This is a genomic window from Hydrogenophaga sp. RWCD_12, from assembly GCF_046604225.1.
Classification (GTDB): domain Bacteria; phylum Pseudomonadota; class Gammaproteobacteria; order Burkholderiales; family Burkholderiaceae_C; genus Hydrogenophaga.
The window spans coordinates 536768-557133 of record NZ_JBKIXC010000002.1; the positions used below are offsets into that span (position 1 = coordinate 536768).

The window sequence follows — 20366 nt, forward strand, 5'->3', positions numbered from 1 at the left end:
CACAGGTCAGCAATTTCAATGCCAGGCATCGGACGTGCCGGCGCATTGAACACAGAATGTGTATACAGATTTTTGGGGCAAGGGGCACACGGCGTCATTGTGGCTAACCCTGAATTGGTGCGTCCGCCGTCACCTGTGCACAAAAAAGGGGCCCGAAGGCCCCTGAGAAGGGTTGGCGTCGCGTGGGGGGGTGCAGACGGGCCAGCCGCCGGGCCGCCCCAAGGCAGGCCCAGCCCCCTCGGGGGGCAGCGACCCGCGCAGCGGCGGAGCGTGGGGGCGAGCTCAATGCGCATCGGCCAGCTTGGCGGCTTCGACCGCCGCGCTGCTGTCGCCGTCGCTGCCATTGAAGTACAGGTTCAGCGCCACGGCCGCGATCGAGGCCAGCAGGATGCCCGATTCGATCAGCGGGTGGATGCCGTGCGGCATCCACTGCTTGAAGTTGGGGGCGATCAGCGGAATCATGCCCACGCCGATGGTGATGGCCACGATCATGGCGTTGAAGCGGTTGGTCTTGAAATCCACCGCCGCCAGGATGCGGATGCCGGTGGCGGCCACCATGCCGAACATCACCAGTCCCGCGCCGCCGAGCACCACGGTCGGCAGCGACTCGACCAGCGCCGCCATCTTGGGCAGCAGGCCCAGCACGATCAGGATCGCGCCGCCAGCCACGCAGACGAAGCGGCTCTTGACACCGGTGACGGCAACCAGGCCCACGTTCTGCGAGAAGCTGGTGTAGGGGAAGGTGTTGAAGATGCCGCCAATCAGGGTGCCCAGGCCGTCGGTACGCAGGCCGGCGGTCAGCGCCTTGCGATCCACCGGACGGTCGGTCATCTCGCCCAGCGCGAGGAACATGCCGGTCGATTCGATCATCACCACCACCATCACCAGCGTCATGGTCAGGATCAGCACCGGGTTGAACACCGGCGTGGCGATCTCGAACGGCAGCACGATGTCCACCCACTTCGCATTGGCGACCTTGTCGAAGTTCATCAGGCCCATGGCCGCGGCCGCCACGCCGCCGATGACGATGCCCAGCAGCACCGAAATGTTGGCCACGAAGCCCCTGGCGTACTTGGCGATCAGCATGATCGACACCAACACCAGGGCCGCGATGCCCACCCCGGTGAGGTCGGCGTACTTGGGGTTGGGCAGCTTGGGCACCAGGGCCAGATCCTTGGGAATGGCGGGCAGCAGGGAGCCCGGCGCACCGGCCGCAGCGGTGGCATCGGCCAGCCACTTGGCGTGTTCGGGGTTGACGATGGTGGGTGCGGTCGGGCCGACCGGGTTGCCGAAGATCCAGTTGATGCCCACGCGCATCAGGCTGATGCCGATCACCAGGATGATCGAACCCGTGACCACCGGCGGGAAGAAGCGCAGCAGGCGGCTGACCACCGGCGCGATCAGGATCGAGATCACGCCCGCGCCGATGATGGCGCCGAAGATCAGGCCGGCGCCCTCGGCGCCCGGATTGCTGTTGGCCATCGCCACCATCGGCGCGACGGATGCGAAGGTCACGCCCATCATCACCGGCAGCTTGATGCCGAACCACTGCGTGGCGCCCAGCGACTGGATCAGCGTCACCAGACCGCAGCAGAACAGGTCGGCCGAGATCAGCATCGCCACCTGCTCTGGGCTGAGCTTGAGCGCGCGGCCGACGATCAGCGGCACCGCCACCGCGCCGGCGTACATCACCAGCACGTGCTGCAGCCCCAGGGCGGCCAGTTTGCCGGCGGGCAGGTGCTCGTCGACCGGGTGGATCAAAGTTGCCATCGTGTTTCCTCAATATTGCATGCAAAACTGTATACAAATTATGTGTACGGGGTTATGACGCATGGATGGGGAAAACCCTCGAAGGGTGGTCTGTTCCGCCGGACGGGGAAAAGAAAAAGGGACGCCGCAGCGTCCCTCGGGTGTGGAAGCGTTCGCCGGTCAGCTGCGCACGCCGGTGGCGGCCGCGAGGGCCGTCATGTTGAGCACCCGGCGCACGGTCGCCGCCGGCGTCAGGATGTAGGCTGTCTTGTTCACGCCCATCAGCACCGGACCCACCGTCACACCGCCGCTGGCCGTGGTCTTGAGCACGTTGTAGAGGATGTTGGCCGCGTCCACATTCGGGCACACCAGCAGGTTGGCCGAGCCGGTCAGCGTCGACTCGGCGAGGTAGGCGCTGCGGATCTCGGGCTGCAGCGCGGCATCGCCGTGCAACTCGCCGTCGCACTCGATCTCGGGGTGCCGTTCGACAAAGATGTCGCGCGCGGCGCGCATCTTCTTGGCCGAGGCGCGCTTGCTGGAACCGAAGCTGGAGTGCGAGAGGAACGCGACCTTGGGCGGCAGGCCGAAGCGCTGCACCTGTTGTGCTGCCATCCACGCGATCTCGGCCAGTTGCTCAGCCGTGGGGTCTTCGTTCACATAGGTGTCCGTGATGAACAGCGGGCCGTTGGCCGTCATCAGCGCGTTGACCGCAGCGAAGTTGTTCACGCCCGGAGCCTTGCCCAGGATGGCGTCGATGCGTTCGAGGTGCGTCGCGTAGGTGCCGACCAGACCGCAGATCAGCGCATCGGCATCGCCCATGGAGACCATCAGCGAACCGATGATGGTGTTGGAGCGTCGCACCGCGGCCTTGGCCACCTCGGGCGTGGCGCCGTTGCGGGCCAAGAGCTTGTGGTAGTGCTCCCAGTACTGGCGGAAGCGCGGGTCGCCCTCGGGGTTGACGTTTTCGGCATCGACACCCAGTCGGATGCGCAGGCCGGCCTTGAGGATGCGGGCCTCGATCACAGCGGGGCGCCCGATCAGGATCGGGGTGGCCAGGTGGTCGTCGATCGCCATCTGGGCGGCGCGCAGCGCGCGTTCGTCCTCACCGTCGGCAAAGGCGACGCGCTTGCGGTCGGCGGGCAGCGACTTGGCGGCGTTGAAGATCGGCCGCATCAGGATGCCGGTCTGGGTCACGAAGCGCGAGAGCGATTCCTTGTACGCGTCCATGTCGGTGATGGGACGCGTGGCGACGCCGGAGTCGGCGGCGGCCTGGGCCACCGCGGGCGCGATCTTGAGGATCAGGCGTGTGTCGAATGCCTTGGGAATGAGGTAGTCGGGGCCGAACACCAGTTCCTGACCTGCGTAGGCGGCGGCCACTTCGTCGCTGGTCTCTGCCTTGGTCAGGTCGGCGATCTGGCGCACGCAGGCCATCTTCATCTCTTCCGTGATCTTGGTGGCGCCGCAATCGAGCGCGCCGCGGAAGATGTACGGGAAGCACAGCACGTTGTTGACCTGGTTCGGGTAGTCCGAGCGGCCGGTGGCGATGATGCAGTCCGGCCGCGCGGCCTTGGCGATCTCGGGCCGGATTTCGGGCTCGGGATTGGCGAGCGCCAGGATGATGGGCTCGCGGCCCATGCTTTTCACCATGTCGGCGTCGACCACGCCGGCAGCCGAGCAGCCCAGGAAGACGTCGGCCCCGTTCATCGCATCGGCCAGCGTGCGGGCGGCGGTGGTGCGGCAGTAGCGCTGCTTGGACTCGTCGAGCTTGCCGGCCAGCGCGTCGGCGCGCTCGGTCTGGATCACGCCCTTGGAGTCGCAGACCAGGATGTTCTCGATGTTCACGCCCAGGTTGACCATCAGGTCCAGGCAGGCGATGGCCGCCGCACCGGCGCCGCTGACGGCAACCTTGACCGATCCGATGTCCTTCTTGACCAGCTCCAGGCCGTTGATCAGCGCCGCGCTGGAGATGATCGCCGTGCCGTGCTGGTCATCGTGGAAGACCGGGATCTTCATGCGGTCGCGCAGCTTGCGCTCGATGTAGAAGCACTCGGGCGCCTTGATGTCTTCCAGGTTCACGCCGCCCAGCGTGGGCTCCAGCGCCGCGATGATGTCGACCAGCTTGTCCGGGTCGCGCTCGGCCAGCTCGATGTCGAACACGTCGATGCCGGCGAACTTCTTGAACAGGCAGCCCTTGCCCTCCATCACCGGCTTGGAGGCCAGCGGGCCGATGTCGCCCAGTCCCAGCACGGCCGTGCCGTTGGTGATCACACCGACCAGGTTGCCGCGCGAGGTGTATTCCGAGGCCAGGGACGGATCGGCTTCGATGGCCAGACAGGGGAAAGCCACGCCCGGCGAATAGGCCAGCGACAGGTCGCGCTGGTTGGACAGTGGCTTGGTCGGGACCACTGCGATCTTGCCCTTGTTGGGCGAGCGGTGGTATTCGAGCGCGGCGTCGCGCAGGGCTTGTTCGGCGGGGGTCATGAGGTCTCCAATGTGCGAACCGCCCGGCAGGGCGGGCGGTGATTGTGGCATGTGGGGCAAGTGAGGTTCGGCGCCGGGCCGCCCCAAGCCGAATCGAGCCCCCGCGGGGGGCAGCGACCCGCGCAGCGGCGGAGCGTGGGGGTCAGTTCAACAGGTCGAGCAGGGTGCGGGCGATGACCTTTGTGGCTCGGCGCAGGTCGTCCAGCACCAGGTTTTCGTCGGCACGCTTGGCGTTCGATTCGCGCACCGTGCGCGGGCCGGCGCCGTAGATCACGCCGGGGATGCCGTGTTCGCCGTAGATGCGCACGTCGGTGTACAGCGGCGTGCCCACTGCAGGGATGGTCTCGCCAAACAGCTCGCTGCCATGCTTCTGGATGGCGTCGACCAGCGGCTGGTTGCCGGGCAGCGGCTTGAGCGCGCGGGCCAGCAGGATGCGCTTGACATCGACGCTGATCGCGCGGCCACCCCGCGGGGGCTGGAAGCTGCCGGCCGCCTCGACGATGGTCTTGCGCAAGGCTGCTTCCACCTCGGCCGGGTCTTCTTCCGGGATCATGCGGCGGTCGAGCTTGAGCACGACCTTGCCAGGGATCACGTTGGTGTTGGTGCCGCCCTGGATCAGGCCGACGTTGAGATAGGGGTGGGTGATGCCTTCAACTTTCGAGGTGACCCTCAGGTAGTCGGCATTGAGCTTGTAGAGCGCATTGAGGATGTGCACCGCGCCTTGCAGCGCATCGGTGCCGCTGTCGGGAATGGCGGCGTGTGCCATGTCGCCGTGCACGGTCACTTCCATCTGCAGGCAGCCGTTGTGCGCAATGACGACCTGGTAGCTGAACCCGGCAGCAATCATCAGGTCGGGCTTGGTCAGGCCCTTCTTCAGCAGCCAGTCGGGGCCGACCTCGCCGCCGAATTCCTCGTCGTACGTCACGTGCAGTTCCACGCCACCCTTGAGCGGAAGACCCAGCGATTCCAGCGCACGGATCGCAAAGGTGAAGTTCGCGATGTCGCACTTGCTCACTGCGGCCGCGCGGCCGTAGATCTTGCCGTCTTCGATCTCGCCGCCATAAGGGTCGTGCGTCCAGCCCTCGCCGGGCGGCACCACATCGCCGTGCGCGTTGAGTGCGATGGTCTGGCCGCCGCTGCTGTAGCGGCGGCGCACGATCAGGTTGGTGATGGTTTCCAGCCCGGCGGCTTTCACCTCGGCCTCGGGCACGGCGTGTTTCTCGGCGGTCAGACCCATCGCCGCCAGCAGCTCGGCGGTTCGCTCGGCGTGCGGTGCGTTGTTGCCCGGTGGCGTGTCGGTCGGGACCCGGATGAGTTCCTGCAGGAAGGTCACTTCTTCGTCGAAGTGGGCGTCGATCCAGGCGTCGAGTTGCTGTTGTGCGGTGGTCATGTTGGGGTCAGTGTTGTTCTGTGGACAGTTGTTCCAGCACATGGGCGAAGGCCTTGACGGCCAGGTCCATGTCGTCGGCCGTGCTGGATTCGAGCGGGTTGTGGCTGATGCCGCTGTTCTCGCCACGCACGAACAGCATGGCCTGCGGCATGATTTCGTGCAGCTTCATGGCATCGTGGCCCGCGCCGCTGGGCATGCGGTGCAGCGGCACGCCGAGGGCGTCCAGTGAACGCTCCCACCGCGACTGCCAGTCGGGCGCGCTGGGGGCAGCGGCGGCGCGCATGGTTTCTTCCAGCGAGTGGCGCAGGCTGCGGCGCTCGCAGATTTCGGTCAACTTCGCCAGCACTTCCCTGGCCAACGCGTCGCGCTGCGCATTGGTGGGCGCACGCATGTCGAGGCTGAACTTGCACGAGCCAGGCACCACGTTGATCGAGCCGTTGGGCACCTGCAGCATGCCTACGGTGGCGACCGAGTCGCCGTCCTGTGCGGCGCGCTGCTCGGCGTACAGGATCAGTTCGGCCACCGCGGCGGCTGCGTCGCGGCGCCGGTCCATGGGCGTGGTGCCGGCGTGGCTGGCCATGCCGATGACCTCGCCGAGGTAGCGCACGCTGCCGTTGATGCTGGTGACGATGCCCAGCGGCAGGTTCAGCTCGTTGAGGACCGGACCCTGCTCGATGTGTACCTCGATGAAGCCCAGGTATTGCAACGGATCTCGCTGCAGCTGAGGAATGTCGTCCACACACAGGCCAGCGTGCCGCATGGCCTCGCGCATGGTGATGCCGTCGGCGTCCTTCTGGTCCAGCCAGGCCGGGTCGAAGTGGCCTGTGAGCGCGCCCGAGCCCAGAAAGGTGGCCTTGTAGCGCTGGCCTTCCTCTTCGGCGAAGGCCACGACCTCGATGCCGAAGGGCAGGCGCTTGCTGGCCGCGTGCAGCTTCTGCACGCAGGCCATGGGCACGAAGATGCCCAGGCGGCCGTCGTACTTGCCGCCGTTGCGCACGGTGTCGTAGTGGCTGCCTGTGAGCAGGTATTTCGCATCGGGCGCGGCGGGCCGATACCTGCCGACCACGTTGCCCACAGCATCAATTTCGATCTCGTCGAAACCGCAGTCCTTCATCCAGTGGCTGATGCGCTGGGCGCAGGCGCGGTGCGCGTCGGTGAGATAGGTGACGGTGAGCTGGCCCTTCTCGGCATAGCCGGCGTCGCTGTGCTGGGCCAGCTTCTCCTGCCAGTCCCAGACCTGCTGGCCGTCCACTGGTTCGAAACCGAATTTGTCGTTCAGACGGATCTCGGCGATGCGGTGGATGTTGCGCAGGCATTCCTGGCGCTCGAAGTCCGGGTGGCCGTGTACGCGGCGCTCGAAGGCTTCGATGATCTGGGCCTTGGAGAGGCCCGTGCCACGCGGGCCGCGCACCGCCAGAATGAAGGGAAAACCAAAGCGGGCGTTGTAGTCGGCGTTGAGCTGCTGGATGTGCGCGAACTCTTCGGGCGTGCAGTTCGTCAGCCCGGCCTTGGTTTGCTCGTTGGTCGACTCGGCGGTGAGCGTTTTGCTCACCATGGCCTTGCCGGCGAGTTCCGGGTGGGCGCGGATCAGCGCCAGCTGGGGCTCGATGCCAGCGTCGTCGAGCACGCGCGTCATCGCATGCTTGAGCTGCGCCAGCGAGACAAAGGGTCGTTGCGCCAGTGCGCGTTCGGCGATCCAGGGCGAATGCTCGTAGAGGCCATCGAGCATCTGCATCGCCTCGGACAGGGGCGCCGTGTTGAGTTGGTCCAGGGTCAGGGGCATGGCGAGTTCCTCAGACCGTGGGCATCGGATGCGTGGCCTTCCAGTGCCGCGCGATGTCCAGGCGGCGCGCCACCCAGACCTTGTCGTGCGACTGGATGTGGTCCAGGAAACGTTGCAGCGCGGTGATGCGGCCCGGGCGGCCCAGCAGGCGGCAGTGCATGCCGATGCTCATCATCTTGGGCCGGTCCAGGCCTTCCGGGTCACCTTCGGCATACAGCGCGTCGAAGGTGTCCTTCATGTACTGGAAGAACGGGTCGGCGTGCGAATAGCCCTGCGGCAGCGCGAAGCGCATGTCGTTGCAGTCCAGTGTGTAGGGCACGATGAGCTGGTGCGCATCGCTGCCGTCGGTCTTGCGCACCTTCATCCAGAACGGCAGGTCTTCGCCGTAGTAATCGCTGTCGTATTCGAAACCGCCGAAGTCGGCCACCAGGCGGCGCGTGTTGGGGCTGTCGCGACCGGTGTACCAGCCCAGCGGGCGTTCACCGGTGAGGTTCTGGATGATCTGCATCGCCTCGGCCATGTGGGCGCGCTCGGTGCCTTCGTCGATGTTCTGGTAGTGGATCCACTTCAGGCCATGGCAGGCGATGTCGTAGCCCAGTTCCTTGAATGCGGCGGTCAGTTCCGAGTGCTTCTGCAGCGCGGTGGCGACGCCGAACACGGTCAGCGGCAGGCCGCGCCGTTCGAACTCGCGCAGGATGCGCCATACGCCGGCGCGCGAGCCGTATTCGTAGATGCCTTCCATGCTGATGTGGCGTGCTTCGAAAGCGGCCGGATTGAACATCTCCGACAGGAACTGTTCGCTCGCCTTGTCGCCGTGCAGCACGCTGTTCTCGCCGCCTTCTTCATAGTTGAGAACGAACTGGACGGCGACCCGTGCATTGCCCGGCCAGCGGGCGTGGGGCACGTCGCGGCCGTAACCGACCAGGTCGCGCGGGTAGGGGGCGGTGGAGTCGTAGATCATGCGGAAAGAGCCATCGAGATGTCGTTCGTGGGCAGCTTGCGGTCGAAGGTCAGGCCTTCCTCCACATGCAGCAGGTGTTCATTCATCAGGCGCACGGCCAGCGCTTCGTCCTTGGCGGCGAGGGCCTTGACGATGTCGGCGTGCTCCTCGTTGGAGTGCTCGGCGGCGTTGGTGCTCTGGTACATGAGGGTGATGAGGGCGCAGCGCGAGAGCAGCTCTCGCAAGAGTTCGGCCAGCACGTGGTTGCCCATCAGTTCGGCCATGCGCACGTGGAAGTCGGCCAGCAGTTCGGTGCGCCCGGTCACGTCCTGGTTGGCGACGGCCTGCTTCTCCTGGGCGACGTGCTCGCGCAGGGCCTTGATCTTGCTGGGGGTGACCTGGCGCACGAAGGCGCGGGTCATTTCCGCTTCCAGCATGCGGCGCACGGCGAACACCTGTTTGGCTTCCTCCACCGACGGGGCGGCGACAAAGGCGCCGCGCGCGGGTTCGAGGCGGATCAGGCGGTTCTGGGAAAGCTGGAACAGGGCCTGCCTCACCAGGGTGCGCGAGACACCGAAGTGGTCGGCCAGCTTCTGTTCGGCCAGCTTGGTGCCCGGATGCAGGCGGTGCTCGACGATGGCGCGGGTCAGCGATTCGACGATCTGGCGGGTGCTGGAGGTTTCCATGAATTCATCATATCCAGAAAAACAAAAAGTGTATACACTTTCAGTCGACCAAACACGATGAGGACACCACCATGGGCCTGAGCACCCACGTACTGGACACGATGCACGGCTGCCCGGCCGCCGGCATGGGCGTCGAGCTCTACACCACCGAAGGAGAGGCAGCGACCCTGGTCAAGCGCTTCACGCTGAACCACGACGGCCGCAACCCGGACGGGCCGCTGTACGACAACGCCAGCCTGAGGGCTGGCACCTACCGGCTGGTGTTTGACGTGAAGGGATATTTCGCGGCCCGGGGAGTGGCTTTGCCCGAGCCGAACTTCCTCAACCGCGTCGCACTGGACTTCGGTGTAGCCCACACCGACCAGCACTACCACGTGCCGCTGCTGGTCAGTCCGTGGAGCTACTCCACCTACCGCGGCAGCTGATCCAGAGGCACCGCGGAACCGGCTCCGCCGGGCCGCCAGTGCCGCCCCCTTGAGGGGGTGACGCCGCAGGCGGCGCGGGGGTGATTGCTCTACCTATCGCGTTGACCTTCGGTCAGCGTGTCGAGCTGGAAGTTGCCGCTCTTGTCCCACAGCCAGGTGTCGGTGTAGACCACGCGGCCCATGCGCACCGGGGCCGGATAGGGCGCCGCCTCGCGAACATGCCGCTCGATTTCCGCCTTGGCGCCCGGGTGGCTGGGTGGACGCATCCAGTTCAGGGCGACGATGTCGCCACGGTGGTCCAGCTCCAGCTGCATCGTGCCCACGCCCTGCAGCAGCGGCGGCATCTTGCCTTTGAAGATGCGGTGCGCGTACTTGTCGTAGATGTGGCGTGCGCCGTCCTGGCGGTACTCGCGCGGCGTGCTGGCGTTCGACACCAGGGAGGGTGGCGTGACATTCGCGGCAGCGGTCGGCGCCGGCGTGGGGGTCGGGGCCTGGCTCATGGCGGGCGTCGAAGAGGGCGGTGGCGTGGCCACAGGAGCGGCGCAAGCGGCGAGCAGGGTCACCAGACCCAGCCCGAGCAGACGCGGAGATTCGAGAAGGCGGGAAGACGTTGTAGGCATGGTTGTCCTTCGGTCTTATACGGTGCGAACCATGCAGTGTATGGGTCTTTGTCGCCATGCCCAAGTCGCGGCCGGGGCGATACTGCGGGGCACACCTTGTTCTGACGCTTTATTACGCATTTTTTGGCATGAACGCCACACCCGACCCGGACCTGGAGATCTTCCTGCACCGCCTGCAGCGCGAGCCGGCGGTGCTGGTTTCGGTCCGGCGCACGCGGGGCTCGGTGCCGCGCGAGACCGGCACCTGGATGGCGGTCTGGGCCGAGGAACAGGTCGGCACCATTGGCGGTGGTCACCTCGAATGGGACGCCCTGCGGCGTGCGCGAGACGTGCTGGCGCACGGCGCCGATGCTGCGCAGGAGTACCGGGTGGCGCTCGGCCCCAGCCTCGGGCAGTGCTGTGGCGGCGAGGTGGTGCTGGGGCTGGAGCCGGTGCAGGCAGCCCTGACCGGTGCGCTGCGTGAGCGTCTGGCCCGGCCGTTGGTGCCCGTGGCGCTGTTCGGTGGCGGCCATGTGGGGCAGGCCATCGTGCGCGCGCTGGATCCGCTCCCGTTTTCGGTGCACTGGATCGACAGCCGCGATGGAGTGTTTCCTGGCGGCCTGTCGGAGCGCGTCCGCGCTGAACACTCGGACCCGGTGCAGGACGCTGTGCGTGAACTGCCGACAGGGGCGCTGGTGCTGATCATGAGCTTTTCGCACGCCGAGGACCTGGATGTGGTGGCCGCCTGCCTGCAGCGGCAGCGGAGGTCGGCCGATCTGCCCTTCGTGGGGCTGATCGGCAGCCAGACCAAGTGGGCGACGTTTCGCCGGCGGCTGGCCGAGCGCGGGTTCGATGGCGGCGAGCTGGCTAGAGTGACCTGCCCGATCGGCCTGCCCGGCATCACAGGCAAGGAACCCGCGGTGATCGCTGCTTCGGTCGTGGCTCAGTTGTTGCTTGTAGTGCAGGGCGGAACTGCGGGTTAGTCCTGCCCGATCTGTGGGCAAAAACTGTATACACTTTGGCGATCCGGTCGCAGCGGAGCGGGTGGCGGAACCCAGGGTTACGCCGCTCTTTTACGCGGCCCTCAGTCGGCTCAGAGCGCCCGCAGTGGTGAGTCGAAAATCCTGACGACGGGCTGTCCGTCTACGTGTTGAGGTGCCATGGAAACCTATCTGCTCGACTGGGCCAACCTGCTGCTGCGCTGGCTGCACGTGATCGTGGGCATCGCCTGGATCGGCTCTTCCTTCTACTTCGTCTTCCTCGACAGCAGCCTCACGCCGCCCGAAGACGAGCAGCTGAAAAAGGACGGTGTGAGCGGCGAGCTCTGGGCGCTGCATGGCGGCGGCTTCTACCACCCGGTCAAGTTCGCTGGTGCGCCGCCGAAGCTGCCCGAGCACTTGCACTGGTTCTACTGGGAAAGCTACTCGACCTGGCTGTCGGGTTTTGCGCTGTTCCTGGTGTCCTACCTCTGGAGCCCCAGCGTCTACCTGATCGATCCGCGGGTGATGCAGTGGTCGCCAGGCGGTGCGATCGCGGCGGCGCTGGCGTTCCTGGTGGTGTTCTGGCTGCTGTATGACGCGATCTGCCGCACGCTGGGGCAGAGCGAAAACGGCGACGCCAAAGTCGGCGCCCTGGTGCTGGTGCTGGTGTGCATCGCGGCGTATGCGGCGACCCAGATGTTCGCGGGCCGCGCTGCCTTCCTGCTCATGGGCGCGATGCTCGCGACCTCGATGAGCGCCAATGTGTTCTTCTGGATCATCCCCGGCCAGCGCACCATGGTGGCCGACATGAAGGCCGGGCGGCCGGTGGACCCGATCCACGGCAAGCGTGGCAAGCAGCGCAGCGTGCACAACACCTACTTCACGCTGCCGGTGCTGTTCGCGATGCTGAGCAACCACTACAGCTTCACCTATTCGCACCCGCAGAACTGGTTGGTGCTGATCGGCATGATGTTTGCCGGCGCCGCGATCCGGCAGTTCTTCGTCATGCGCCACGGCTTCAAGCTGGGGCGCAATCCGCACCCCTGGAAGTACGCCGCGGTCGGCGTGGTCGTGCTGCTCGCGCTGATCGTCTGGCTCAAGCCGGCGAACCTGGCGACGTCGACAGCGCCCAAGGAAGTCGGCTTCGTGCAAGTACAGCCGGTGTTCGCGCAGCGCTGCGTGATGTGCCACGGTGAAGCGATGCAGTCCAAGGGTGTGCGGCTGGATTCGCCTGCAGAGATCAAGAAGAACGCGCAGATGGTTTACCAGCAGGCGGTGGTGCAGAAAACCATGCCGATGAACAACGCCACCGCCATCACCGACGAGGAGAGGGCGCTGATCGGTCAGTGGTTCAACGCAGGGGCCAAAACGGAATAGTGCCCGGCGGCGAAACGTCCCGCTCTGAAGTACGCTTGGGGTTTTCCACCGCTCTGGAGACCCTGAATGAAAACGCGCGCCGCCGTGGCCTGGAAGGCCGGCGAACCCCTGACCATCGAAACCGTCGACCTGCAAGGTCCCAAATTCGGCGAGGTCCTGGTCGAGATCAAGGCCACTGGCATCTGCCACACCGATTACTACACGCTCTCGGGCGCGGACCCCGAAGGCCTTTTCCCCGCCATCCTGGGCCATGAAGGCGCGGGCATCGTGGTGGACGTTGGGCCGGGCGTGACCACGCTCAAGAAGGGCGACCACGTCATTCCGCTGTACACGCCGGAATGCCGCCAGTGCAAGTTCTGCCTGAGCCGCAAGACCAACCTGTGCCAGCTGATCCGCGGCACGCAGGGCAAGGGTCTGATGCCCGACGCTACCTCGCGCTTCTCCATTGACGGCCAGCCCATCCTGCACTACATGGGCACGTCCACCTTCGCCAACCACACCGTCGTGCCCGAGATCGCGCTGGCCAAGATCCGCGAGGACGCGCCCTTTGACAAGGTCTGCTACATCGGCTGCGGCGTCACCACCGGCATCGGCGCGGTGATCTTCACCGCCAAGGTGGAGGCGGGCGCCAACGTGGTGGTGTTTGGCCTGGGCGGCATCGGCCTGAACGTGATCCAGGGTGCCAAGATGGTGGGCGCCGACAAGATCATCGGCATCGACCTCAACCCCGAGCGCGAGGCCATGGCCCGCCAGTTCGGCATGACGCACTTCATCAACCCCAAGGACGTCGACAACGTGGTCGACGCGATCGTGCAGCTGACCGATGGCGGTGCCGACTACTCGTTCGAATGCATCGGCAACACCAAGGTGATGCGCCAGGCGCTGGAGTGCACGCACAAGGGCTGGGGCCGCAGCATCATCATCGGCGTGGCCGAGGCCGGCGCCGAAATCTCGACCCGTCCTTTCCAGCTGGTCACAGGACGCAAATGGGAGGGCTCGGCCTTTGGCGGCGCCCGCGGCCGCACCGACGTGCCCAAGATCGTGGACTGGTACATGGAAGGCAAGATCGACATCGACAGCCTGATCACCCACAAGCTCAAGCTCGAAGACATCAATGAAGGCTTCGCGCTGATGAAGCGGGGCGAGTCCATCCGGTCGGTGGTCGAGTTCTGACATGGCTCTGGATCGTCTGGAGCTCCTGAGCGAGCACGGCAGCTTCGGCGGCGTGCAGCGTTTCTACAAGCACTTCTCGGTCAACGAGATCGGCCTGCCGATGCGCTTTGCGCTGTTCCTGCCGCCGCAGGCGCTGGCCGGTGCCAAGGTGCCGCTGCTGACCTTTCTTGCCGGGCTGACCTGCACCGAAGAGACCGCGACCATGAAGGCCGGCGCGCAGCGCCTGGCGGCGCAGCTGGGCCTGGCCCTCCTGATGCCGGACACCAGCCCGCGCAACACCGGTATCGACAGCGAAGACCACCACTGGGACTTTGGCGTGGGCGCCGGCTTTTACCTCGACGCGACCGAACACCCCTGGGCCGGCCATTGGCAGATGGAGAGCTACCTGCTCAAGGATCTGATCCCGGGCGTGGTGGCGGAGTTCGGGCTCGACGGTGACCGGCTGGGCATCACCGGGCACTCGATGGGAGGCCACGGCGCGCTCACGCTGGCGTTGCGCCACCCTGGCGTGTTCCGCAGCGTCTCGGCGCTGGCGCCGATCTGCGCGCCGACGAAGTGCCCCTGGGGACACAAGGCGTTCCTGGGCTATCTGGGGCAGGACGAAGCAACCTGGGCCGCGCACGACGCCAGCCTGCTGATGGCCGCGCAGGCAAGTGCTCCGTACCCCGGTGGCATCCTGGTCGACCAGGGCCTGGCCGACAAATTTCTGGCCGAGCAGCTTTACCCCGAGGTGTTCGAGGCGGCGTGCGCCCAGGTCGGCCAGCCGCTGACATTGCGCCGCCACGCGGGCTATGACCACGGCTATTACTTCATCGCCAGCGTGATCGACGACCACCTGCGCCACCACGCGCAGGCGCTGCTGGCCTGAGTGGCCGAACGCTCAGGGCCGGCCGGTCAGGGCCGCAGCTGCTGGTAGGCGACGTCGGCCAGCGCCGCCAGCGTGTCGCGCGGCAGGTTGCCGCTGAGCGCATAGCCCATGCGGTCTTCGACCCAGTAGAAGGTCTCGGTCTCGCCGCTGCGAGTGAAACGGAACGCGGCCGGGTCGCGCCCGGCGGCCTCGGCCAGGGTCGAAATGTGCAGGGTGACGCGCTCGCCGGTCGCGCTCTCGTACATGAACATCGCCCGCGCCTCGCCCTGCTGTCCGGGCAGCAGGCGGCCACCCATCAACGCAAAGCCCTTGTCCTGCAGCAGGGGAGCCTGCAATGGCACACCCAGGCGGCGCGAGAGCCATTGCACCAGGTGCGCCTGTTCGGCCACGCCGACCTCGACCGGGTGGCGCTTCTCGGGCAGGTAGACAACGTGTGCGGTGCGTGCTTCCTGCACGAAACCCGGCACGGCTTTGGCCAACGTGGGGCCCGGCGCCCCAGGCGAGTGCACCCACCAGCCGCCGGCAAAGCCCAGCGCCAGCATCACGCTGGCGGCGAGCGCTTGCGGCAGGGCACTCCGGCGGCGTGGCCGTGTGGCGCGCGCGAGTGCGATCGGCACCGGCTCTTCCAGCACGGCGCGCTGGAGACCCTGCAGCCCCAGGCGCTGCGACTGCCAGTCCTGCACGCGCCGTGCGTCGTCGGGGTGCTGCAGCAGCCAGGCGGCCACGGCCTCGGCGCGTTCGGGCAGAAGCTGCCCATCGACCCAGGCATGCAGCTCGGCGTCGGTCACAGGGGTTGGTGAATCGGGCTTCATGGCGCGAGGTTCAGGAGACGATTTTCAGGCGAGGGGCCGTCGTGGCGGACGCCTCGCCGCTGGTGAGCCGGCGCAGCTGTTCGCGCCCGCGTGACAGGCGTGACATCACCGTGCCGACCGGCACACCCATGACCTGGGCGGTCTCGGTGTAGGACATTTCCTCGACACAGACCAGCAGCACGGTCTCGCGCAGCACCGGGTTGAGCAGCGCGAGAGCCTGCTCCAGATCCATGCGTTCGGGCGTGTGCCGGAACGGGTCGTGGCTGGGCTCGTTGAGCTCGTCGAGCTCGACCGCTTCGCGTTCGTGCACTTGGTCCCGCACCTGGTTGAGGTGCAGGTTGTGCATCATCGACAGCAGCCAGGCGCGCAGGCCCGTGCCGTCGGCGCGCGGCTTCCACAGCGTCCACTTGTGGCAGGCGCGCTCCAGCGTGTCCTGCACCAGATCGTCGGCGCGCGTGGCATCCCCCGTCAGCAGCCGTGCATAGCGCCGCAGACGGGGAATGTGGGGCAGCGTGTCTTCCGGTCCCAAGGCGTGCGCGTCAGGGGGCCGCGACGCGCCAGACGTTGTTGAATCCGTCGCCGGTCTTGTCGCCCGGCTTGCTGTCCTTGACCCAGTAGTACAGCGGCTTGCCCTTGTAGGCCAGCTGCTTGGCGCCGTCGTCGCGCGTCACCACGCTGTAGTCACCCGACGGCGTGGCGCCGGCAGCCATCAGCGGCGGCCAGTTGGTGGCGCAGGGGCCGTTGCAGACGCTCTTGCCACTGCCGGCCGCGTCCTTGTCGAAGGTGTAGAGCGTCATGCCGTTGGGGCCGGTCAGCATGCCGTTGCTGGCCATCACCCCGGCGGGGGCCATGCTGCCGGCGGAGCTGGCGCAGCCGCCGAGCAGGGCGGCGCTGAGCGCGAGCAGGGCGGTGGTGTGCTGGAAGGTGGTGCGTGTCATGTGGGGGCTCCTAAAGGGTGTCGAAAAATCGGACTGACCCACGGTAAACACGCCATCCTCCCGCTTTATTCCCTCCCCCACCCGAAATATTTCAACCGCGCTCCCAGATCACCGACTTGCCCGACGCTTCCCAGAGCTCGTAGTGCCGGGCGTAGAGCTCCTCGATCCGGTTGCGCTTGACCTTGAAGGTCGGCGTGATGACATCGTTGTCCACGGTCCAGGCCGTGGTCGTCAGCACCAGGCATTGCAGCCGCTCGTGCGGGTCCAGCGTGGCGTTGATCGTCTTGAGGTGGACGGTCAGCGAAGCTTCCAGTGTGGAGCGGCCTTCGCTGCCCGCAGCCTGGGCCACTGCGTCGGCGTTCAGCATGGCGATGCCCAGCGGCTGACCCAGGTTGGCGCCGGTGACCACGCAGGCCTCCACCGCAGGGTGCATCACCAGCTTGTCTTCGATCGGTGCCGGGGCCACGTACTTGCCCTTGCCGGTCTTGAACAGGTCCTTGACCCGGCCGGTGATGCGCAGCAGGCCCTTGGCGTCGATGCTGCCCTTGTCGCCGGTCCTGAGCCAGCCGTCGGCGGTGAAGACCTCGGCGGACTTTTCAGGCTCCTTGTAGTAGCCCATCATCAGCGCCTGGCTGCGCATCTGGATCTCTCCGGTCTCGGGGTCGATGCGGTGCTCCACGCCCGGATAGGCCGGCCCGACCGTGCCCTGCTGGGCCTTGCCGTTTTCGGTGATGTGCGAGAGGGCGAGGTTTTCGGTCATGCCGTAGCCCTCGTTGATGTGCAGGCCCAGCTTGGCGTACCACTGCAGCAGCGCCATCGGCATCGGCGCCGCACCGCCGGCCGCCAGCGTGCAGTGGTCCAGGCCCAGCGCCTTTTTCACCTTCTTGCGCACCAGCCCGCCAATGATCGGAATGCCCAGCAGACGGTCGAGCTTGGCCGGCGGCATCTTGTGGTGCACGCCCTGCTGGAACTTGACCCACAGGCGCGGCACCGAGAAAAACACGGTCGGCTGCGCCCGCTGCAGGTCGGCCGCGAAGGTGTCGAGCGAATCGGCAAACCACACGCGCATGGCCGTGCGCAACCAGCCATGTTCGACCAGCATGCGTTCCACCACGTGGGCCAGCGGCAGGTAGGACAACATGCGGTCTTCGCCAGTGAGCGGAATGCGCGAAAGCCCTTTGTCCAGCGCCCAGGCGAAGCTGCCGAAGGAGTGCATCACGCCCTTGGGCATGCCGGTGGTGCCCGAGGTGTAGATCAGGGTGGCCAGGTCGTCTTCGCCCCGGGTGGGGGATTCGGCCATGGGTGCGGTGCGCGCCACGATGGCATCCCAGCCCTCGTAGGCCGAGCGGGCGTCGTCGGGAGAGAGTGCGTAGCTGATGCAGGGCAGGCCGGCGGGCACGCCGGGCTTCATGTGCTTCCATCCGTCGAGCTTGCCGACGAACAGGGCCTTGGACTCGCTGTGGGTCAGGATCTGGGTGATCGTTTCGGGCGCCAGCGTGGGGTAGAGCGGCACCGAGACGTACCCGGCCATCCAGATCGCCAGGTCGCTCATCATCCACCAGGCGCAGTTCTTGGACAGGATGGCGACCTTGCTGCCGGGCTCCCATCCCTGGGCCTTCAGGTAGGCCGCCATGCGGCGGGTCTCGTCGGCCACCTGGGCCCAGGTGAAGTCTTTCACCACACCGCCACCCATGGGCTGGGTGAGGGAAATGCGGGTCGGTGAAGTCTTTTCCCAGTGGTAGAGGCGCTGCAGGGCGAGGAATTCGGGGGCAATTTTGCTCAAGACATGTCTCCAGATCAATGCCGCGCAATCTACCGGCCACAGCAGAAGACGGGCAGCGGGCTTTCCCGCGTTTTTTCTAGAGCTTGCGCTCCAGTCCAGCGCAAAGCCCTGACCTGGATCAAGGGCGCAACGAGGCGCCGGTCACTGTTCAGTACCTGGTGGGAGCGACAGGTAGCGCTGGCAGAGCTCGCGGGCAGTCGCCAGGTAGCGGCGGCTGCGTTCCGGTGCGCCGTCTTCGCCCAGACGCGGCACGACCCATCCGACGTAGGTCACGGCCCGCAAGGCCAGGAACAGGTCGAGGGTATCCAGGTCTATCGGCCGCACGCTCCGATAGCCTCTGAGGAGCGCCTCCCTGAGCACCGGATAGCCAGGTGACTCCGTGAATTTGAGCAGGGTGGTGGCCAGGTCGAAGACCCGGTAGCCCCAGCCGCCGTCGTCGAAGTCCAGCAATCCGATGCGATTTCCATGCAACAGCACGTTCTCGCGGACCAGATCGGCGTGGATCAGCCCGAAGTCGAGGCGGTTCTGTATCCCTTGAAGGTCGCGCGTTGCCGTGGACCGAAAGTGCCCGAACAGGCGCTGGTCTTCGGCCGACAACCCAGGGTGTTCCCAGAAGCGTCCCCAGACCGGTGTCTCGCCCAGCAGGCCATCGGCGTCCCAGCGCACGCGCGAGAAGCCCGCCGGCAGTGTCCAGGCGTCCGAAGCCTGGTGCAGCCGCGCCATGTGCTGCCCAAGGGAATGGAAGAGGTCGTCGATTGCGGGCGCAGAGCTTTCCTGCAGCACCGCGCCCAGGGTTCGCCCTGGCAGCCAGGTCAGCAGATCCACCAGATGACCGTCCACTTCTTCGAGCAGGCGGTCGTCGAGCGACGTCAGCGGTCTGGGCACCAGGAGGCCAGCCAGGTCCAGTGCCGCCATCCACTGCAGTTCGGATTCCACCTCCGCGCGCCGTCGGTAGCCGGGCCGCTTGATGCGCAGGGCGTAGTCACCCGATGCATCGGAGAGCCGGTAGACGTGATTCTCCCGGCCTGCCACGAACTGCAGGTGCGCATGACCGCGACCCCATGCGGCGGCCGCCTGGTGGGCAAGCGCCGTCATGTCTGAGGCGCCAGCTCGGCCAGCACCTCGCCCAGCGTCTGTACCAGCAAGCCCAGGTGTTCCTCCGAAAAGGTCATCGGCGGCCGGATCTTGAGGGTGTTCTTGTGGCGCCCCAGCTTGGAGAGCAGCACGCCACGTTCGCGCATGGCGTTGACCACCTGGTCCGCCAGCGCTGCTGCGGGTTCCAGCGTGGTCCGGTCCTTCAAGAACTCGACGCCGAAGACCATGCCGCTCTGGCGCACGTCACCGATCACGCCGTGCTGCTCGGACAGCCCCGTCAGCGCCTTCGCGGCGAGGGCGCCGATCCTGGCGGCGTTTGCCTGCAGGTTCCGCTGCTCGATCTCTTCCAGTACCGCCATCGCGGCGGCGCAGGCCACGGGGTTGCCGCCAAAGGTGTTGAAGTAGCGGTAGGAGCCGCGAAAGCGCTCCATCACCTCGGGCCGCGTGACCAGGCCTGCCACCGGGTAGCCGTTGCCCATGGGTTTGCCCATGGTCACCACATCCGGAGTCACGCCCTGCTTCTGGTAGGCCCAGAAGTGGCTGCCGCTGCGGCCAAACCCCGACTGCACCTCGTCGCAGATCAGCAAGCCGCCGGCCTCGCGGACCACCCGCTCGGCCGGACGCAGCCAGCCCGGGGCCTGGGTCGGAAAGCCTTCGTTGAGGAACAGCGGGCAGACGATCAGCGCCGCGAACCCGACGCCCGACCGTTCAAGCCCTGCAATCTGCTCCTGCACCCTGGCGGCAAACCGCAGCCCCTGGGGGTCGTCGATGCGCAGGCTGTCGGGCGCTTCGACATGGCGCACGTACTGGTCCAGTCCGTAGCCGTATTTCGGCGCATTGCCGGTGGACAGCTGGCTGACCAGGCTGGTGTTGCCGTGGTAGGTGGCGTCGGTGGCGATCACGCCGCGCTTGCCCGTCATCGCTTCCGCCATGCGAAGAGCGATGTCGTTGGCCTCCGACCCGGTGCAGGTGAGCAAGGCGTTGGACAGTTCGCCGCCATGCGTGGACGTCAGCCTCTCGGTGTAGCGCACCAGGTTCTCGTGCAGGTACCGGCTGTGCACGTTGAGCTGCCGACTCTGGGAACAGATGGCCTCCACCACCTTGGGGTTGCAGTGCCCGACATGCGGAACGTTGTTGTAGCAGTCCAGGTACCGGCGCCCGTCGGCATCCCAGAGCCACACGTCCTCCCCTTTCACGATATGGAGCGGTCGCTCGTAGAAGGTAGAGACGTTGGGCCCGAGCAGGGCCCGCCGCTTCTCGATCAGTTCGGCTTCGTTCATGGAGGGT

General features: G+C 66.5%; 18 protein-coding genes. 5 read left to right on the forward strand and 13 right to left on the reverse strand.

The window, feature by feature from the left end:
* Positions 1 to 282: 282 nt before the first annotated feature.
* The 6 genes from ACLIJ1_RS09695 to ACLIJ1_RS09720 form a co-directional block, all read right to left on the reverse strand.
* A complete protein-coding gene (locus ACLIJ1_RS09695) occupies positions 283 to 1770 on the reverse strand; it encodes a nucleobase:cation symporter-2 family protein (RefSeq protein WP_411365303.1) in 1488 nt (495 codons plus the stop codon).
* A gap of 159 nt (positions 1771 to 1929) precedes the next feature.
* Complete coding sequence (locus tag ACLIJ1_RS09700; RefSeq protein ID WP_411365304.1) at positions 1930 to 4230, reverse strand: NADP-dependent malic enzyme; 2301 nt, start codon at positions 4228 to 4230, stop codon at positions 1930 to 1932.
* 142 nt (positions 4231 to 4372) lie between these two features.
* Complete coding sequence (locus ACLIJ1_RS09705; RefSeq protein WP_411365305.1) at positions 4373 to 5620, reverse strand: M20 family metallopeptidase; 1248 nt, start codon at positions 5618 to 5620, stop codon at positions 4373 to 4375.
* 7 nt (positions 5621 to 5627) lie between these two features.
* The gene (uraD, locus tag ACLIJ1_RS09710; RefSeq protein WP_411365306.1) at positions 5628 to 7403 is read right to left on the reverse strand and encodes a 2-oxo-4-hydroxy-4-carboxy-5-ureidoimidazoline decarboxylase; all 1776 of its coding nucleotides are present in this window, start codon (positions 7401 to 7403) and stop codon (positions 5628 to 5630) included.
* A 10-nt stretch (positions 7404 to 7413) separates the two neighbouring features.
* Entirely contained in the window at positions 7414 to 8364 is a 951-nt protein-coding gene (gene puuE, locus ACLIJ1_RS09715; RefSeq protein WP_411365307.1) for an allantoinase PuuE, read from the reverse strand.
* Positions 8361 to 9029 (reverse strand): GntR family transcriptional regulator, encoded by a 669-nt coding sequence (locus ACLIJ1_RS09720; protein WP_411365308.1) that lies wholly within the window; start codon positions 9027 to 9029, stop codon positions 8361 to 8363. Before ACLIJ1_RS09720 ends, puuE begins: the two co-directional genes overlap by 4 nt.
* Before the next feature lie 71 nt (positions 9030 to 9100).
* On the opposite strand from ACLIJ1_RS09720, the gene uraH reads away from it, so the two are divergent.
* The gene (gene uraH / locus ACLIJ1_RS09725; protein WP_411365309.1) at positions 9101 to 9454 is read left to right on the forward strand and encodes a hydroxyisourate hydrolase; all 354 of its coding nucleotides are present in this window, start codon (positions 9101 to 9103) and stop codon (positions 9452 to 9454) included.
* An 89-nt stretch (positions 9455 to 9543) separates the two neighbouring features.
* On the opposite strand, the gene ACLIJ1_RS09730 is transcribed toward uraH, so the two are convergent.
* Entirely contained in the window at positions 9544 to 10074 is a 531-nt protein-coding gene (locus ACLIJ1_RS09730; RefSeq protein ID WP_411365310.1) for a hypothetical protein, read from the reverse strand.
* A gap of 128 nt (positions 10075 to 10202) precedes the next feature.
* Between ACLIJ1_RS09730 and xdhC the strand changes: the two genes are divergently transcribed.
* From xdhC to fghA, 4 genes are all read left to right on the forward strand, one after another.
* The gene (xdhC, locus tag ACLIJ1_RS09735; RefSeq protein ID WP_411365311.1) at positions 10203 to 11036 is read left to right on the forward strand and encodes a xanthine dehydrogenase accessory protein XdhC; all 834 of its coding nucleotides are present in this window, start codon (positions 10203 to 10205) and stop codon (positions 11034 to 11036) included.
* A gap of 177 nt (positions 11037 to 11213) precedes the next feature.
* On the forward strand, positions 11214 to 12410 hold the full coding sequence (locus ACLIJ1_RS09740; protein ID WP_411365312.1) for a urate hydroxylase PuuD: 1197 nt from the start codon (positions 11214 to 11216) through the stop codon (positions 12408 to 12410).
* A gap of 66 nt (positions 12411 to 12476) precedes the next feature.
* A complete protein-coding gene (locus tag ACLIJ1_RS09745; protein WP_411365313.1) occupies positions 12477 to 13583 on the forward strand; it encodes an S-(hydroxymethyl)glutathione dehydrogenase/class III alcohol dehydrogenase in 1107 nt (368 codons plus the stop codon).
* A 1-nt stretch (position 13584) separates the two neighbouring features.
* Positions 13585 to 14451: an S-formylglutathione hydrolase gene (fghA, locus tag ACLIJ1_RS09750; RefSeq protein ID WP_411365314.1), complete on the forward strand. Its 867-nt coding sequence runs from the start codon at positions 13585 to 13587 to the stop codon at positions 14449 to 14451.
* A gap of 26 nt (positions 14452 to 14477) precedes the next feature.
* Here fghA and ACLIJ1_RS09755 read toward each other — a convergent pair whose 3' ends face one another.
* From ACLIJ1_RS09755 to ACLIJ1_RS09780, 6 genes are all read right to left on the reverse strand, one after another.
* The gene (locus ACLIJ1_RS09755) at positions 14478 to 15263 is read right to left on the reverse strand and encodes an anti-sigma factor family protein (RefSeq protein ID WP_411365315.1); all 786 of its coding nucleotides are present in this window, start codon (positions 15261 to 15263) and stop codon (positions 14478 to 14480) included.
* 10 nt (positions 15264 to 15273) lie between these two features.
* Positions 15274 to 15792, reverse strand: coding sequence for a sigma-70 family RNA polymerase sigma factor (locus tag ACLIJ1_RS09760; protein ID WP_411365316.1), 519 nt, complete (start codon positions 15790 to 15792; stop codon positions 15274 to 15276).
* 10 nt (positions 15793 to 15802) lie between these two features.
* Positions 15803 to 16201, reverse strand: coding sequence for a hypothetical protein (locus ACLIJ1_RS09765; RefSeq protein ID WP_411365317.1), 399 nt, complete (start codon positions 16199 to 16201; stop codon positions 15803 to 15805).
* Between the two features lie 91 nt (positions 16202 to 16292).
* A complete protein-coding gene (locus tag ACLIJ1_RS09770; protein WP_411365318.1) occupies positions 16293 to 17984 on the reverse strand; it encodes an AMP-binding protein in 1692 nt (563 codons plus the stop codon).
* A gap of 141 nt (positions 17985 to 18125) precedes the next feature.
* Positions 18126 to 19079 carry a homoserine kinase gene (locus ACLIJ1_RS09775; protein ID WP_411365319.1) on the reverse strand — a complete coding sequence of 318 codons (954 nt, stop codon included), beginning with the start codon at positions 19077 to 19079 and terminating at the stop codon, positions 18126 to 18128.
* Positions 19076 to 20359 carry an aspartate aminotransferase family protein gene (locus ACLIJ1_RS09780; protein ID WP_411365320.1) on the reverse strand — a complete coding sequence of 428 codons (1284 nt, stop codon included), beginning with the start codon at positions 20357 to 20359 and terminating at the stop codon, positions 19076 to 19078. Before ACLIJ1_RS09780 ends, ACLIJ1_RS09775 begins: the two co-directional genes overlap by 4 nt.
* Positions 20360 to 20366: the final 7 nt, after the last annotated feature.